This is a genomic window from Streptomyces sp. NBC_01669 (assembly GCF_026339735.1).
In the GTDB taxonomy this organism is placed as follows: domain Bacteria; phylum Actinomycetota; class Actinomycetes; order Streptomycetales; family Streptomycetaceae; genus Streptomyces; species Streptomyces yanii.
This window is the reverse complement of sequence record NZ_JAPEQG010000001.1, coordinates 8994590-9010206: the sequence shown is the minus strand read 5'-3', so window position 1 is coordinate 9010206 and position 15617 is coordinate 8994590. Positions and strand designations below refer to the sequence as shown.

15 protein-coding genes and 2 pseudogenes are annotated in these 15617 nt (G+C 68.0%); 7 read left to right on the top strand and 10 right to left on the bottom strand.

Features of this window, described 5'->3' with window-relative positions; all coding sequences use genetic code 11:
* Positions 1-15 precede the first annotated feature (15 nt).
* The 3 genes from OG972_RS40435 (at position 16) to OG972_RS40425 (ending at position 3249) form a co-directional block, all read left to right on the top strand.
* A complete protein-coding gene (locus OG972_RS40435) occupies positions 16-474 on the top strand; it encodes a RidA family protein (RefSeq protein WP_266991021.1) in 459 nt (152 codons plus the stop codon).
* A 112-nt stretch (positions 475-586) separates the two neighbouring features.
* Positions 587-2005 (top strand): amino acid permease, encoded by a 1419-nt coding sequence (locus OG972_RS40430; RefSeq protein ID WP_266990073.1) that lies wholly within the window; start codon positions 587-589, stop codon positions 2003-2005.
* A gap of 59 nt (positions 2006-2064) precedes the next feature.
* Positions 2065-3249: an alanine racemase gene (locus OG972_RS40425; RefSeq protein ID WP_266990071.1), complete on the top strand. Its 1185-nt coding sequence runs from the start codon at positions 2065-2067 to the stop codon at positions 3247-3249.
* A gap of 450 nt (positions 3250-3699) precedes the next feature.
* Here OG972_RS40425 and OG972_RS40420 read toward each other — a convergent pair whose 3' ends face one another.
* Positions 3700-4173, bottom strand: a complete 474-nt coding sequence (locus tag OG972_RS40420; RefSeq protein WP_266990069.1) for a DUF3995 domain-containing protein — start codon at positions 4171-4173, stop codon at positions 3700-3702.
* A 111-nt stretch (positions 4174-4284) separates the two neighbouring features.
* Entirely contained in the window at positions 4285-4437 is a 153-nt protein-coding gene (locus tag OG972_RS40415) for a hypothetical protein (RefSeq protein ID WP_266990067.1), read from the bottom strand.
* 283 nt (positions 4438-4720) lie between these two features.
* Here OG972_RS40415 and OG972_RS49680 point away from each other — a divergent pair.
* Both OG972_RS49680 and OG972_RS40410 read left to right on the top strand, forming a co-directional pair.
* Positions 4721-4870: pseudogene (locus OG972_RS49680) on the top strand (winged helix-turn-helix domain-containing protein); the annotation flags it as partial.
* Between the two features lie 67 nt (positions 4871-4937).
* Positions 4938-5105, top strand: coding sequence for a hypothetical protein (locus tag OG972_RS40410; protein ID WP_266990065.1), 168 nt, complete (start codon positions 4938-4940; stop codon positions 5103-5105).
* 85 nt (positions 5106-5190) lie between these two features.
* On the opposite strand, the gene OG972_RS40405 is transcribed toward OG972_RS40410, so the two are convergent.
* Positions 5191-7632 (bottom strand): beta-N-acetylglucosaminidase domain-containing protein, encoded by a 2442-nt coding sequence (locus OG972_RS40405; protein ID WP_266990063.1) that lies wholly within the window; start codon positions 7630-7632, stop codon positions 5191-5193.
* 264 nt (positions 7633-7896) lie between these two features.
* Here OG972_RS40405 and OG972_RS40400 point away from each other — a divergent pair, with 264 nt between their 5' ends.
* Positions 7897-8421, top strand: a complete 525-nt coding sequence (locus OG972_RS40400) for a glycoside hydrolase family 20 zincin-like fold domain-containing protein (protein WP_266990061.1) — start codon at positions 7897-7899, stop codon at positions 8419-8421.
* Positions 8422-8795: 374 nt separating this feature from the next.
* On the opposite strand, the gene OG972_RS40395 is transcribed toward OG972_RS40400, so the two are convergent.
* From OG972_RS40395 to OG972_RS40375, 5 genes are read right to left on the bottom strand one after another with little or no spacing between them, the layout of a single operon-like run.
* Entirely contained in the window at positions 8796-10052 is a 1257-nt protein-coding gene (locus tag OG972_RS40395; protein WP_266990059.1) for a M20 family metallopeptidase, read from the bottom strand.
* Positions 10049-10699 (bottom strand): zinc-binding alcohol dehydrogenase family protein, encoded by a 651-nt coding sequence (locus OG972_RS40390; protein ID WP_266990057.1) that lies wholly within the window; start codon positions 10697-10699, stop codon positions 10049-10051. Before OG972_RS40390 ends, OG972_RS40395 begins: the two co-directional genes overlap by 4 nt.
* A gap of 42 nt (positions 10700-10741) precedes the next feature.
* The gene (locus OG972_RS40385) at positions 10742-11164 is read right to left on the bottom strand and encodes a cupin domain-containing protein (protein WP_266990055.1); all 423 of its coding nucleotides are present in this window, start codon (positions 11162-11164) and stop codon (positions 10742-10744) included.
* A gap of 33 nt (positions 11165-11197) precedes the next feature.
* On the bottom strand, positions 11198-12040 hold the full coding sequence (locus OG972_RS40380; RefSeq protein WP_266990053.1) for an SDR family oxidoreductase: 843 nt from the start codon (positions 12038-12040) through the stop codon (positions 11198-11200).
* 32 nt (positions 12041-12072) lie between these two features.
* Positions 12073-12411 carry a carboxymuconolactone decarboxylase family protein gene (locus tag OG972_RS40375; RefSeq protein ID WP_266990051.1) on the bottom strand — a complete coding sequence of 113 codons (339 nt, stop codon included), beginning with the start codon at positions 12409-12411 and terminating at the stop codon, positions 12073-12075.
* Positions 12412-12566: 155 nt separating this feature from the next.
* On the opposite strand from OG972_RS40375, the gene OG972_RS40370 reads away from it, so the two are divergent.
* Complete coding sequence (locus tag OG972_RS40370) at positions 12567-13436, top strand: helix-turn-helix domain-containing protein (protein WP_266990049.1); 870 nt, start codon at positions 12567-12569, stop codon at positions 13434-13436.
* A gap of 266 nt (positions 13437-13702) precedes the next feature.
* Here OG972_RS40370 and OG972_RS40365 read toward each other — a convergent pair.
* A pseudogene (locus tag OG972_RS40365) lies at positions 13703-14539 on the bottom strand (aldo/keto reductase); the annotation flags it as partial.
* 202 nt (positions 14540-14741) lie between these two features.
* Positions 14742-15578 carry an IS5 family transposase gene (locus OG972_RS40360; protein ID WP_266990047.1) on the bottom strand — a complete coding sequence of 279 codons (837 nt, stop codon included), beginning with the start codon at positions 15576-15578 and terminating at the stop codon, positions 14742-14744.
* Positions 15579-15617 lie beyond the last annotated feature (39 nt).

Genomic DNA, 15617 nt, shown 5'->3' with positions numbered 1-15617 from the left:
GTCTCCGCGTCGTCCATGTCGTCATGGGCGGAAAGCCTCGCCGAGCTCGGGTTCGAACTGCCGTCGACGGCCACGCCGATCGGCGTCTATGTTCCGGCGGTGCGGACCGGTGATCTGGTCTACACCTCTGGCCAGTTGCCGTTGGTGCGGGGATCGATCGAACGACCGGGAAAGGTCGGCCGCGAGGTTTCGGTGACGGACGCGTCGAGGGCAGCGGAAATCTGCACTCTGAATGCACTTGCTGCGATCGATGCCCTCGTCGGCCTCGACTCGGTCGTACGGGTCGTGAAGGTGACCGGGTTCGTCGCTTCCGCCGACGCCTTCGCCGGCCAGCCCGACGTCGTCAACGGCGCCTCGAATCTGCTCGCGAGCGTTTTCGGCGATGCCGGTACACACGCGCGCTCGGCTGTCGGCGTCGCCGAACTGCCACTGAACGCCCCCGTCGAGGTCGAACTCATCGTCGAGGTTGTCTGACCCCCGACACCCAGCCGGACCCGACCGAGCAACGCCGGGCACGGTCTGCCACGACTGTCCTCGCCGACCCAAAAGCCTATGTCCAAACACTGACCTCGAACAAGGACACATCATGACAGTCGACAGCTCCCCCGAAGGGGCGAACGAGGACGGCCTCGCGCAAGGACTCAACAAACGACACATCCGCATGATCGCGATCGGTGGCGCCATCGGAGTCGGGCTCTTCCTCGGATCCGGGAAAGGCATCTCCTACGCCGGGCCGGCCGTGATCGGCGTCTACGCGGTCACCGGCGTATTCATCTTCATCATCATGCGTGCCCTCGGCGAGCTGCTGATGTACCGGCCCGTCGCGGGGAGCTTCGCCGAGTATGCGCGCGAGTTCTTGGGCCCTGCATACGGTTTCGTCACCGGCTGGGGTTACTGGATCACCTGGACCATCATCGGGATGGCCGAGCTCACCGCAGCCGGGGTCTTCGTCAAGTCCTGGTTCCCGTCGATGCCGCAATACCTCACGGCACTGATCGCGCTGCTCGCACTCGTCGGATTGAACCTGGCCAAGGTCGGATTCTTCGGGGAGGCCGAATTCTGGTTCGCATCGATCAAGGTCGTCACCATCCTTGCCCTGATCGGTGGCGGCATCTTCGCACTGGTCTTCAACGTCGGCAAAGCCGGCCAGGCAGGCGGGATCGAGAACCTCTGGAATCACGGAGGCATCGCCCCGCACGGGCTGCTCGCGGTCCTTCTGGCCTTCCAGATCGTGGTCTTCTCCTACCAGGGCGTCGAACTCATCGGCATGACCGCAGCCGAGACCAAGGACCGGGAGTCCGTGATACCGAAGGCGATCAACTCCGTGCCCTGGCGTATCGGGATCTTCTACGTCGGCACCCTGATCGTGCTGATGTCGCTGTTCCCTTGGGATCAGTTCAGCGCGGACGAGAGCCCCTTCGTCAAGAGCTTCTCGCACATTGGTCTTCCCGCGGCCGCCGGCCTCATGAACTTCGTCGTCCTCGCCTCCGCTCTGTCGGCGTGCAGCGCCGGGCTGTACAGCAACGGACGCCTGCTCAAGAAGCTCGCCGAGGACGGGCTCGCACCCAAGGTGTTCGAGAAGACCAGCCGTGGTCACGTGCCTGCGGCCGCCATCATCGCCTCCGGCACTCTGATGCTCGTCGGCGTCGCGGTCAACGCGATCGTCCCGGAGAAGGCGTTCTCGTACATCTCGTCGGTCGCCACCCTCGGAGGAATCTGGAGCTGGGGTGTCATCGTTGTCTGCCACCTCGTCTACCGGCGTCGCGTCGAACGCGGTGAGGCACCCGCGAGTACGTTCCGGCTCCCTTACGCCAAGGCCCTGTGCTGGGCCACCCTCGCCTTCCTCGCAGCTCTGACGATTCTCCTCGCGTTCGACGAGGGCCAGCGCATCGCCTTGTACGCCCTGCCGGTCTGGGCAGCGGTTCTCATCGGCGGCTACCGGATGTCGTCGCGAAACGCCGCCCGCAAGGAGCACGTCCTGGCTCGGGCACCGAGCGCGCTGTGAGCCCTGAGTCCATCCCCTTGCGCTGACGCACTGCCGAGCAGCCACCTGAAGGAACAGCCGTGATTCCCGCCGCATACCCCCAGCTGCGTCTCGACGCCGCCGCCCTCCATCACAACATCCACGTCATGGCCGACTGGTGCAAGACCCATGACGTCGCGCTTGCTCCCCACGTCAAGACTACGATGTCCGCTCCCATCATCGAACAACAGATCGCGGCCGGCGCCGTCGGCGTCACCGTTGCCACCGTCGACCAGGTCGCGACCGTGCTCGGCTGGGGACACAACACCGTCCTCATCGCGAACCAGATCGTCGATCCATTCGGACTGGCGCGACTTCGGGCCTGGCTCACCGCCGAACCGGAACGGAAGATCCGATGCTTCGTCGACTCCGCGGCCGGGATCGCCGCAGCGAAACAGGTGTTCGGCGCGCACGGCCCCGCTCTCGAGGTGCTTTTGGACATCGGCACCCCGGGTGGCCGCACCGGTATCCGCGACCCGGAGCAGGCCCGCCGCACAGCGGAGCTCGTCCGAGCGGCTCCCGGACTCCGGCTCGTGGGAGTCGCCGGGTACGAAGGCGTCGCCCCGAACACGAGGACCGACGAAACGCTTGCGGCCGTGGACGAACACTGCCGCCGGGTCCGCGGCGTCTACCTCGACGTCGCCGGACTCTTCGAGACCGACCGCCCCGTGTACTCGATGGGCGGATCGGCCTTTCCTGACCGTGTCGTCGACTTCCTCCCGACGGACGACGACGTTCCGGGCACAATCCGGTTGCTCAGGTCCGGTTGCTATGTCACGCACGATCACGGCGTCTACGCCCGCGTGAGCCCGATTCCCGGCCTCGTCCCAGCCCTGGCCGTGCGCGCGGTCGTCGTGTCCGCCGCCGAGGACGGCACCGCCGTGGTCGGAGCCGGGAAGCGCGACCTTCCCTACGACACCGAGATGCCGATCCTTCTGTCCGCCAGCACGGCGGCCGGACAGGACAAGTCCGATGTCCGCGGACGTGTGCGCGCGCTGTACGACCACCACACCGTGCTCTCCGACGCATGGAATCTTGAGGTGACGGATGTCGTCGAGTTCGGGGTCTCGCACCCGTGCTCGGCATTTGACCGGTGGCCCGAGTACCTCATCACCAACGACCACGGTGATGTGATCGACGTCTGGCGCACCGACTTCCGCCGATCGTCGATCGCCGCAGCGCTCAGCGAGTCGGCGAGAAAAACAGAGGCAGCTCATGCGCGGTAATCAGCCGCTTGAACCGGATACACGGTCCGCTCGATCGAGGGCCGCGCGCATCGCCACCAGTTGTCCCTGACGCTCCCCTCTGGCACCGGGGGCGTACCCACCTCGCCTGGAGATTGCTTAGGCACCAGGTGGCGGATGACGGAGACAGGGCGGGGAAGGGGCCGCTGTTATCCACCCCACGGCCTGGCCCCCACACCGCCGGCCTCGTCCACCTCTCTGCCTCATCGCATCGGCATCCACCCCGGCGTCGCGGTCCGGTTGACCGAGCGGAGATCGCTTCTTCAGGCGGTGAGCTTCGGCAGCCTGCCCATCCATCGGTTGGTCTCCGGTTCGTCGTCGATCTTCACGTACAGCGCGGTCAGCAGGGTGTCCAGTTCGTCGTTCACGCCACGATCTTGGACACCCCGTTCGCATTTCCCATCGCACCGTCAGGCGACACCGCTACTCGGGCTATCCGTGCGTCCGGGACCTCCGTGCGGCCAAACCAAAGACGAGACCACCGACCAGGAACCAGGGATTCCACAGCAGCAGCGTCCACAGCCGCTGTTCCGGGCTTACGTCTATTTCCGAGCCCGTAACGTCGGTCAGCAGCAGCACCTCGACGGCGATGCCACGTACTAGCAGCACAGCACAGACACACCACCCCAGGGCCTTGACCACCCGTCCTGCCAGACCACGAGGCCGCGGCCTGGCGAGAAGCCATCCCAGCACACCGCCGACAAGGCACAGCAATCCCACGCCCCACAAGCCCACCACCACGAACCACCCGGGGCGTTCCTCGGCCAAGGGCCCCGCCGAGACACTGAGGCCCCAACTGCCGCCCAGCGCCCAGTAAAAATGGAGCACGGCGAAAGCGACCGCCCAGGCACACGCTATGCGCCCCCACAACCCCAGCGTTGTCTTGTCATGCGGATCTTCATACATAGCGAGGAGCATGCCACTGCTGCGGCACGCCGCCACCAGCGTCGCGAGAAACCAGCAAGCCCACCTTCCAGTCGGCCACAACGTGCGACCGAACACATCGGACTTGATCGTCTAGTCCCGCGTGTGCGTGCGATAGAGGTCGAGTTCGCCGTCGAGCTCCAGGGCCAGCACGGTGCACAGCGAGTCGAGTTGGTCGTCGGTGAGGTGCTTCAACTGCTTCTCCTCGTCCGCTCCACTGGCCCACATCTGCCAGGTCAGAGTCACGGATCCATCCGACCTTTTCGTGCCTCCCGAACCTTCGGCGGACCCTCCTCCACATCCGGCGAGCGCAACGAGCGCTCCCGCTGCCATCACGCTGACCCACTGTGCGACACGCAAGCGCATCGCTTGACCTCCTCATTTGGCCACCCGATCAGGGATGGGTGGCCTGCTGCGAACGGCGCGACGGGATTTCTTCGGGCCCGAGTAAAGTGGGACGCTAGGGTCGCTATGGTCGGACCTCAAGGGCTCTAACTCAGGGCACCAACGGACAAGTTGGGGGTATGCGATGGCGAAGCGCCCCGCACATGGGGATCTGATCCAGACCGAGATCCTGGCGCTGCTCGGCGCGGCCGGGCCGCTCAGCCGGGCGGAGGTCGCACACCGGCTGAGCCTGGGCGCCGCCACCGTCACGGACCACACCCGGCGGCTGATCGGCGAAGGATTCCTCCGCGAGCTGGAGCCCCGCGCCTCGGGGACGGGACGCCCCCGCGTTCCGCAGCCACGTGCTGTGGCCCTTCCTCGGCCCGGCCTTCACGGCCGCGACCGTCGCCGGGACGATCGAGCCGCTACGGAACCTGGAGATCACCGTGTCGCCGTGGCGGGACACGGAGCACGCGCGGGGCGCGGCCCATCTCCTGCTCGCCCGCAGCGGAGCGATCACCAAACCGTAGGTTCAGCACGGCGCCGCCCGGCTCGCCTCGACCGCGTGAGATCCGTACGATCCGAGGGATCCGTGCGACGCATGACCCGGCGGCGTCATCCCTCCTTCACCCGGCCGAAGACCTCGACCTCGGCCATGTTTAGCTCGACGGGGGACGCACTGGCGAGCCACACCCGCACATAGCGGCCCCTGGCCGTGGTCTCGACGGTGGTGGGGCTCCCGGCCTGGTCCGTCTCGTGGTGGCTCCAGACGCCCGGCTTACCGAGCTGGTCCGCCAGCGTTCCGGAGAAGGGCTGGTCAGACACCAGCACGTAGTAGTCCTTGAGCCTCCCCGCGCAGCAGTCCGTCCGGTTGTAGATCCTGATCCGCTCCAGGTTCGCGCTCGCTCCCAGATCGACCTGCCACCACGGCTGCGCCTCCTTGCCGCTGGTGGTGGAGAAGTCGAAGCGGTCACCGTCGACGGACTTGTCGGCGCTGAAGGGGAACGTCCCGCCCCAGTCGTAGTCCGAGCTCTGCGTCGCCGTCCTGCCACGGGCGAGCTCACGGAGCGGCGGCAGCCCCACGGACTCGTCGTGCAGGTCCTGTACGCGTGTCACGAAGTCCTCGATGAACGGATCACCGATCTTCACCTGCCCGTGCTGGTGGTGCTCCGCCGGGTCGACGGTGATCTTCGATGCTGCGTCGGCAAGGGAGTCCATGGCTTCGCGCTCCTCGGCCGCCTTGGCCGCGTTCCCGGCATCGATGTCGGCGAGGACGTCCAGTCCGTGCTCCATCGCCCGTCCCCACAGTTCCGTGGCGTCCAGCCAGCGGGAGGCGTCGGAGAGGAACAGCTTGTCGGGTACGCCGTCCCGGATAACGGCCGGTGCTCGCGTGACCGCGCGAACATACGGACGGAACTCCCTTACGGCCCCACGCGCGTCGGTTCCGTGGTCCTGCCAGAACCGATCCAGCCGGGCACTGAACACCGGCGCCTGGGGCTGCCACAGCTCGGAACCGAAGGTCGGGGCCGCGTGGTTGAGATCGACGAACACCTGCACCGCGTCGGCCGTAGCGGGGTCGCCCGCGGCGATGTGGAGAGCGGCCTGGCGTCCGGAGCGGGCCCGGTCGTAACCCCGGTCGTTCCACGAGAAGTCCGACATCGTGAAGACGGCGAGCTTGCTGGCGGCCTCCTGGTTCATCGGGTTGGAGACGATGCCGCTGAGGTGGTCGGACAGACCGGGCTCACGCTTGTCGTACGGCGCGAGCAGCAGCCGTCCCGCGGTCCGGCCGAAGTCGTTGACCGGATAGTTGTCCCACACGAAGACCTTCCGGCCGAAGAGTTCGGCGGCCTTGGACGCCTGGGCGTTCGTGATCTCCCTCGGCACCACGTCAGTCCCGGTCCACATCACCTGCACCGCGGGGTCGAGCGTGGAACGGATCGTCTCCTTGTACGCGGTGTCGGTCAGATCGCCGTACTCGGTGGGCACCATCTGCAGCGGGTTGGCCCCATCCAGCTGGGCGACGAAGTCGCGCTGCACCTTGTTCAGCAGGCTCACCTGGGCGCGGGCGGCCGGACCTCGCCCAGGTGAGCCGAACTTCTCCTGGTCGCCGGCACAGTTCCAGCGGGTGTAGCTGATGTCGTCCAGCGGAATGGAGAACGACCGCACGCCCACGTCGTACATGGCCCGCAGCTTGTCGGTGAGCGCCTTGGTGTCGGCGGGGTCGGAGTAGCAGATGGACGCGCCGGGCGAGACGGCGAAGGTGAAGCGCACATGGTTCGTCCGGGCACGCCCGACCAGGTCGCTCAGCTCGGCGAGCTTGTCCGCTGGGTAGGGCTCGCGCCACTTGTCGCGGTGGTACGGGTCGTCCTTAGGCGCGTAGACATAGGTGTTGGACTTCACGTCGCCCAGGAAGTCCATGTGGTCCAGGCGTTCGGCCGTCGTCCACGGCGGGCCGTAGAAGCCCTCGATGGTGCCGCGCAGCGGCATCGAGGGGTAGTCGCTCGCCTGTGCGCCCGCCACCTGCCAGTCGTCGCCCTGGCGTTGGAAGAGCTGACGCAGTGTCTGCACCGCGTAGAACTGGCCCGTCGCGTCCGTGCCCCCGAGGGCGATCTGCTGGTGCGAAGCCTGTCCCGACACGCGCAGGGCGTAACCCTCGGCGTGGTCGGACACGGCGGTGTCACCCAGCGCGCGTGCGATGTCCGGGCGTTCGGCGGATCCGAGCCTGATGGTGAGCAAACCGGCTGCACTCGAGGGGACTTCGCCGGGGGCGACGACATCGACACGCGCGGCGCCGTGCTTCTTCATTTCGCGGATCAGCCGGTCACGGGCGGCCGCGTCCGTGTGGTCGTCCGCGACCACGAGCACCCGGCCCGTTACGGTCGCGTCGCGTCCGGCGCGGGAGATGGACTGCGGGGTGGGGGAAACCGGCGGCAGGGGGCCGGCGTCGGCCGAGGCCGCGTCCGGGACCGACTGGGCACTGGCGGCGTGCGGCAGCACCCCGAGCACCATGACACTTGCTATTGCGAACATTCCGGTGGTGATCCTGCGTCTCGCCATGAAAATCTCCAAGGTGGTCTAGACCAAGACGACCTCAAAAGGTTACTGCTGAAACTCAGTTCACTGTCAACAGGTCCGACCTATTGGATTAGACCACTTGAGTCGCTACGTTTCGCTGGAGCCAACCACGGAGTCCAAGGCAAACACGATGAAGGGAGAGCTCTGTGATCAACCGCAGGTCGGCCGTACCCTGCGGCGCGCTCACCACGTCGGCCCTGCTCAGCGGCGTCAGGGGTGCCGCTCGGGCGTCCGCCGAGGTGAGGCGTGCCGCAGGGTACGCATCGGGGGCCGGGGACACATCCGCGCCACCCACGATCCCTGCCCGGTTCGGCATCCCCCGAGGCGTATCGCGTCGAGACGGCCGGTGATGTCACGACGATCACCGGCAGCTCCGCGGCCGGGGTCTTCCACGGCACCCGCACCTTGCTCCAAGTCCTCCGCCAAAAGGGCGAGCTGAGCGGCCGCATCACCGACTGGCCCACGTACACACAGCGCGGCCTGATGGTCGACGTCGGCCGCAAACACGCCCGCTGTCGCGGCAAGCAGCAGAAGGGGCAGACCGGGCGCTCGGTCCGCACTGTCTTCGAAGGCCCCCGCGAACGGGCCGAACACATCGTCGGTAGCTTCGCCGACCGCTTCCCGACAAGGGTCCGCCTGATCACCGGATCGACCCCCGTGATCCGGCGCGCCCACTACCTTCCCGACGCCGAAGGCCTGCCCCGTATTGGTAGGGGCCGATATTCAGAAGCCGGAAGGGCAGGAACCGATCCCGGCCATCCAGCCTGCTGACCCGGGGAGTTCACGAAGCGCAGCCTGGATCGGGAGCCCTACCAGAGCGGTGGGCTTGCGCAGCATCGCGGACGCCCGCGATTTGCGACGGCGCCCTTGGGTGGTCGAGTGCATGAGTGGTCGGCAGACTGCGCGCTGGGCCGGATTGCCGTCCGATCCGCTGGGATCCGCGGCCAGGAACACCGGCGACGGCTTTCACTGAGCCCCGTAGTCGCTGCTTTTAGGTCGGGTAACCACACGCAAAAGAAGCTCGTCACCGCTCCGGGCATGGGGACCTCATGATCTACTGCTGTGTCACGGTCTGGCTCCGAGTAACCCGGCTCCGGTGTGGATCACCGCCTGCCGTGCCTGCGCCGCAGACGGCCGGGCTTGTGTCAGGTGCCGAGCCAGGCGAGGGCGGCCACGGTCATGGCGCTGACGCCGGTGTCCAGGGTGGGCTGGATGACGGGGGCGAAGGTGGGGCTGTGGTTGACCGGGATGTCCTGGGCGATGGTGCCGTTCTTGGCGGCCTCGGCGTAGCGGTCGGGGTCGATGCCGCCGATGCCCCAGTAGGTGAACTGCGTGCCGAACGCGTTGGGGATCTCGCTCATGTCCTCGCTGGCGGTCTGCAGGTCGATGGTGTGTGCGTCGTCGCCGAAGTGGGCGGCGAACGCGTCGGCGACGCGCCGGGTCGGCGCCTCGTCGTTGACGGTGGGCGGGAAGGATGTGGTCCGCTCGATCTCGGGCGCCCTGGGCGAGCGGGACGCCTTGCACTCGGCTTTGACGATCCGTTCGATCGCCTCCAGGACCTGGGTGCGCGAGGCGTCGTCGTAGGTGCGGACGTTGAGCTGGATGACGGCGCTGTCAGGGATGATGTTCGGGCCGGTACCGGCGTGGATGCTGCCCACGGTGACCACGGCGGGGGTGGTGGCGGCCAGTTCCCTCGAGACGATGGTCTGCAGGCGTACGACGATCATCGCGGCAATTACGACGGGGTCGACCGCGGCCTGGGGCATGGAACCGTGCGCCCCTCGTCCGTGGACGGTGATGCGCAGGCTGTCCGCGGCCGACAGAAACGACCCGGGGCGGGTGCCGACGTAGCCGGCCGGATAGGGCAGGACGTGCTGGGCGAGCACCGCGTCGGGCCGGGGCGAGCGGGACGTCAGACCGTCGTCGATCATGGCGTCGGCGCCGTCGCCGTTCTCCTCCGAGGGCTGGAAGAGCACCACGAAGGTGCCCCGCCAGGCGTGCTGGGCCTGAGCCATCAGCTGTGCGCAGCCGATCAGGCAGGTCACGTGCACGTCGTGTCCGCAGGCGTGCATGACCGGCTGGTCGGTGCCGTCCGGACCGGTGGCGGTCACGGTGGAGGCGTAGGGCAGGCCGGTCTGTTCGCGTACCGGAAGGGCGTCCATGTCGGCGCGGGCCATGACTGTCGGGCCGTCGCCGTTGGCCAGGACACCGATCACGCCGGTGCCGCCGATGCCGTCAGTGACGTCGTAGCCGAAGGCCCGCAGGGCGTCGGACGCCTTCTTCGCGGTGCGGTGCTCCTGCAGGCCGAGTTCGGGGTGTCGGTGCAGGTCCTTGTAGATGTCCTCGAGGTTGGAGCGGATGCCGTCGAGGCCGGCCAGCACGGTGGGGGCACGGTCGGTCATGATGACTCCTTGGGCGGGTGGGACTGCTCTTCTCCCCCGGTTGGGGTGGCGGGATCGGAGCGGCGCCGCATCGTCGAGGCAAGTCTGGAGTGGGGCTGCCAGTCCAGGCTGTTGGGCAGGTCGTGCTTGGCGGCGCTGCGGGTGGTGGCGATGATCTGGCCTGTGCCCAGGGCGCGGGCGATCTGCAGGCCGATGAGGCCGATGCTGGAGGTGGCGCCGGTGATCAGCACCGACTGGCTGGGGCGGAAGCCGCCGGTCATGAGGGCACCGTGTTCGGTGAGCAGGCCGGTGGGCAGCGCGCAGGCTTCGGTGTCGTCGAGGCCGTCGGGGATGGGCAGGACGTGCCGGTGGTCGGCCAGCACGTACTGGGCGAAGCTCGCGGGGGTGGTGCCCATCACGCGCCGGCCCACGGTGGTGGTGTCGACGCCTTCGCCGACGGCGGTGACCTCACCGGCGAATTGGTAGCCGGCCTGGTATTCGTTGCCGTTGCCTCCCGCGGTGGGGTCGGCAGCTTCCAGCATGGCGGCGTCGGCGTTGTTGAGCGCCACGGCGTGCGCGCGCACCACGATCTGACCGGGGCCCGGCTGGGGGACGGGGACCTGGCGCGGGGTCCAGTGGGGTCCGGTGCCGCCGAAGAGGGCGGTCATCGTCGCGGTCGTGATCGGGTGCTCCTTCGCGTGCGGACGGGGTCAGTGGCTGTTGCGGGTGCGTGGGGCCTGGTACTGGGCGTCGGTGACGTGTTCCAGCCAGGTCGTCTCCGGGCGGTCGTCATCGGGGGCGGTGGCGTCCCACAGGGCGAGGTGCTGCATGAAGCGGTCCTCGGTGGCGCCGTGCCAGTGCTCCTCGCCGGGCGGGCAGGTGACGGTCTCGCCGGGGTGGGCGGCGTAGACGGTGCCGTCGCGGGTGCCGATCAGGGCGATGCCGGCGACGACGTGGAGGGTCTGGCCGACGGCGTGGTGGTGCCATGCGGTGCGGGCGTCGGGGGCGAAGCGCACCATGTTGGCGCGGATGCGGGAGGGCTCCTGGCCGGCGTGGATGACGTCGAACCAGACGTCTCCGGTGAACCAGTCCTCAGGGCCCTTGCCGGTGGGCTGAGGCTTGACGAATTCCATGACGTGCTCCTTGGTGCGTATCGGGTGCCTGGGTCAGGCGGCGTCGGGGTGGGCGAGGCCGGTGCCCAGGGTGCGGGAGGCGGTGGCCTGAGCGGTGATCTCCTGGCCCTTGGCCTCGGCGGTGGGGATGGCGTCGTCCCCGGCGACGAACCGGAGCGGCGGGGTGTCCAGGGCGATGACCTTCAGCAGGGCGTCGGCGAGCTTGGCGGGGTCGCCGGCCTGCCTGCCGTTCATCGACTGCCACATCGCCTTGGTGGTCTTGGTGCGCTCGGTGTAGTCGTCGATGGACAGTTCCGCCCAGTTGGTGGAGGCGTCCACCAGGAGTTCGGTGCGGAAGAAGCCGGGCTCGACGATCGTGGTGTTGATGCCGTACGGCTCGACGTCGTAGCGCAGGGACTCCATCCAGCCCTCGACGCCGAACTTGGAGGCGGCGTAGGCGACGCAGAACTCCTGGCCGACCAGCCCGGCGATCGAGGAGATCGTGACGACGTGCCCGGAGCGCTGGGTGCGCATGACGGGCAGGACGGCGCGGGTGATGTTCATCGGGCCGAACAGGTTCGTCTCGATCTGGGCCCGCATCTGGGCGTCGGAGATCTCCTCGAAATAGCCGGCCTGGAAGCTCGCGGCGTTGTTGATCAGTACGTCGATGCGGCCGAACCGGTTCACGGCGGCGTCGACGGCCGCCTGCGCGGCGTCGGCGCTGGTGATGTCCAAGGCGGTGACCAGCAGGTTGTCCTGCTCGCCGCCGAGCGACTCGAGGACGCTTTCGGGGCGGCGCCCCGTGGCGACGACCTGGTTGCCGACGGCCAGGGCCTGGCGGGCGAGGTCGGTGCCCAGGCCGCGGCCCGCACCGGTGACGAAGATGACCTTGCTCATGAGAAGGGGGTGCTCCTGCGTGAAGAGGGGTGTCAGTGGTCCTGTGTGGTGTCGACGGACGCCAGGACGGCCTTCAGCTGGCAGGCGGCGCCCATGGCATTGGGCCAGCCGGCGTAGAACGCCAGGTGGGTGATGGCCTCGCTCAGCTCGTCCCTGCTCAGCCCGTTCTCCAGAGCCAGCTTGAGATGGAAGCCGAGCTGGTCAGTGCGGTACAGGGCGATCAGCGCCGCGACGGTGACCAGGCTGCGATCCCGTGCAGACAGGCCGCCACGTTCCCAGATGTCGCCGAACAGCACCTGATCGGTGAGGTCGGCGAGCTTGGAGGCGATGTCGCCGACGGCCCGCTGTGCCGCGGATTTGTTTTCCGGCATGCTGCTCTTTCCTTCCACTTTTTCCTGTCCGGCTCCATTCCAGGCTTGCACCCATGCGCGCGTCCGTGCAGAGGAGGATTTGTTCCAGGGAAAGGAACATCCTGGGAAGAATCCTTCCCCCTCACGCCGGGCGCTTCCGCTGCGACACTGGACGCATGAGTGGGACACCGCATCTGAACGAGCTAGGCGAATTCCTCAAGGCCCGCCGGGCCCAGCTGAGTCCGCGCGCCGCGGGCCTGTCCGACAGCGGCAGGCCGCGCCGCGTCGCCGGGCTGCGCAGGGAAGAGGTCGCCCAGCTCGCCGCGATCTCCACGGACTACTACACCCGCCTCGAACAGGGCCGCCTGCCTGCCTCGGCGCCGGTGCTGGAAGCAGTGGCCCAGGCACTCCAACTGGACGACGACCAGCGCAGCTACCTGTTCTCCCTGGCCGGAAGAGAGACGGCCAAGCCGCGCCGGCGCGCCCGGCAGAAGGTCCAGCCCCAGCTGCACAGAGTCCTGGACGACCTCACCGCCACGCCCGCCATCGTGATGGGCCGCCGCATGGACGTCATCGCCTGGAACCCCCTCGCGGCGGCGCTCATCACCGACTTCGCCGCCGTCCCGGAAAAGCACCGTAATTACGTGCGGATCCTTTTCACCGACCCGGCGATGCGCACCCTGTATGCCGACTGGAAAAGCGTCGCACGGACCGCAGTTGCGCAATTGCGCATGGAGGTGGCGAAGTACCCGGACGATCCACGTCTGACCGCTCTGGTCGGTGAACTGTGCGTACAGGACGAGGACTTCCGCCAGTGGTGGGCCGCACACCATGTTGCCACCCTCAGCGTGGGCACAAAGGTCCTCAACCATCCCGTCGCCGGCGAGCTCTCCCTGGACTGGGACACCCTCACCGCCAGCACCGATCCCGACCAGCAACTCGTCGTCTGGACCGCCGAAGTCGGATCCCCCACCCACGACGGCCTGCGCATCCTCGCCTCCTGGGCCGCAGACCAGCAACAGGCCACCGCAGAACCAGCCGAGTGAGGCCACCCACCGTGGTCATGCCGCCCCACGTACTGGCTATGACGCTCGTGCCGCTCTGCGGAGCACACCCGTGATCGGCTCGACCCCGTAGACGAGCAGAGTCTGCGGATCCGTGGCAGCGGTGAGACGTCGGCCGAGGTACGGGGCAGGACCGGATGAGCTGTCCGTATTGCCGCCGGCCGGTGTGCCAGGACGTCAGAGTGCGCCTCCCGTGGTCGCGTGAGGTCGGTGCGGCCGGCCGACGTGACCGGCCAGTCCGGAACGCGTCAGCGGCGTCGCTGATCGCCGCGCAGCTCGAAGTCGCCGTAGCTGTTGTCGACCGGGTTGACCGTAACGCCGGGCGCGACGATCTCGTCGATGGCGTCGAGCAAGTCGGACGACAGCGTGACGTCGGCGGCGGGCAAGAACGCCTTCAACTGGTCCATGGTCCGCGGTCCGATGATCGCCGAGGTGACGCCGGGGTGGTTGATGACGAAGGCGACGGCCAGCTCGATCAGTGTGAGACCCGCCTTCTCCGCCAGGAGCGCGAGTTGTTCGACGGCGTCGAGCTTGCGCTGGTTGGCGGGGGTGCTCATGTCGAAGCGGGCCTGGGGGCGTGCCGCGGAGGCGGGGCCCTCGGTGGCGTTCTTGCGGTAGCGGCCCGACAGCCAGCCGCCGGAGAGTGGGCTGTAGGTGAGGGTGCCCATGCCGTGGCGGCGCACGGTGGGCAGCACGTCCTCCTCGATGCCGCGGACCAGGATCGAATACGGCGGCTGCTCGGTCACGAACCGCTCCAGATGCCGCTCCCGCGAGACCCACTGGGCCTCGACGATCTGGGAGCCGGAGTACGAGGATGAGCCGATGTAGCGGATCTTGCCCTGGTGCACGAGGTCGGAGAGGGCACCGAGGGTCTCGGCCACGTCCGTGTCGGGGCTGGGGCGGTGGACCTGGTAGAGGTCGATGTGGTCGGTTCCCAGCCGGCGCAGGGAGTTCTCGACCTCGCGGATGATCCAGCGCCTTGAGCCTCCCCGCTGGTTGGGGTCGTCCTGGCTCATCGGCATGAAGAACTTGGTGGCGAGGACCACGTCATCGCGTCGGTTCTTGAGGGCCTTGCCGACGATCTCAGGCAGAGCCGAGCAGTCGCGGCCCAGGGCGTCAAGGTCGTTCGTACAGTGGCGCGCTCCACCTTGACGCCCTGAACCACGCCCGCTCCACGATGTGTGGGCCGAAGGCGGACGGGATGGGAGCTGGGGAGAGTGGTGGGTTGATGCAGATCAGGGAGCAGGTCCACAGACTGCCCGACTCGCCGAAGGCTTAGGACTCAGATCAGAATGAGGTTTTGAGGCGTCGCCAGCAGATGATCGCGCAGCCGAGAGTGAGGAACGCTTGGTGGATGTCGGCGCGGATCTCCCAGCGGATGCGCAGTCGGCGGAACCAGTGCAGGAGGGCGAAGGCTGCCTCCACGACCCAGCGGTTCCTGCCCAGGCCGCTGCCGTGCTCGGTGCCGCGACGGGCGATGAGCGGACGAATGCCCAGCTCGCGGACCTGGCGGCGGTAAATGTCGTGGTCGTAGCCGCGGTCGGCGTAGAGCACGTCGGGGCGCCGGCGGGGTCGTCCGCGCTTGCCGCGGATCGGCGGCACGGCGTGGATCAGGGGCAGGAGCTGGGTGACGTCGTTGCGGTTGCCGCCGGTCACGGTGGCGGCCAGCGGGATGCCGTGAGCGTCGACGATGACGTGGTGCTTGCTGCCTGTCTTGCCCCGGTCCACCGGCGAGCGCCCGGTGGCGTCTCCGCCCTTCAAGGCCCGCAGGTGGGAGCCGTCGACGGAGGCGCGGGACAGGTCGAGTACGTCGCCGGCGCGCAGTTCGGCGAGCAGGAGTTCGTGCAGTTGCTGCCACACTCCCGCCTCGTTCCAGTCCCGCAGCCGCCGCCAGCAGGTCATCCCCGAGCCGAAGCCCAGTTCCTGCGGCAGGAACTCCCAACGGATCCCGGTGTACAGCACGAACAGGATCCCGCACATGACTTTGCGCTGGTCAAGCCGCTTGCGTCCGGGGTACCGGAAGCGCCGCTCCACCACCGGCAGCAGCGGCTCGATCCGCTCCCACAACCCATCCTCGATCTCCCACGGCTTGCGCCTGACCGTCCCAGTAGCCGCCTCGCACACCCAACTCGTACCGATGCAGAAGGAACAGAATCTGACGCA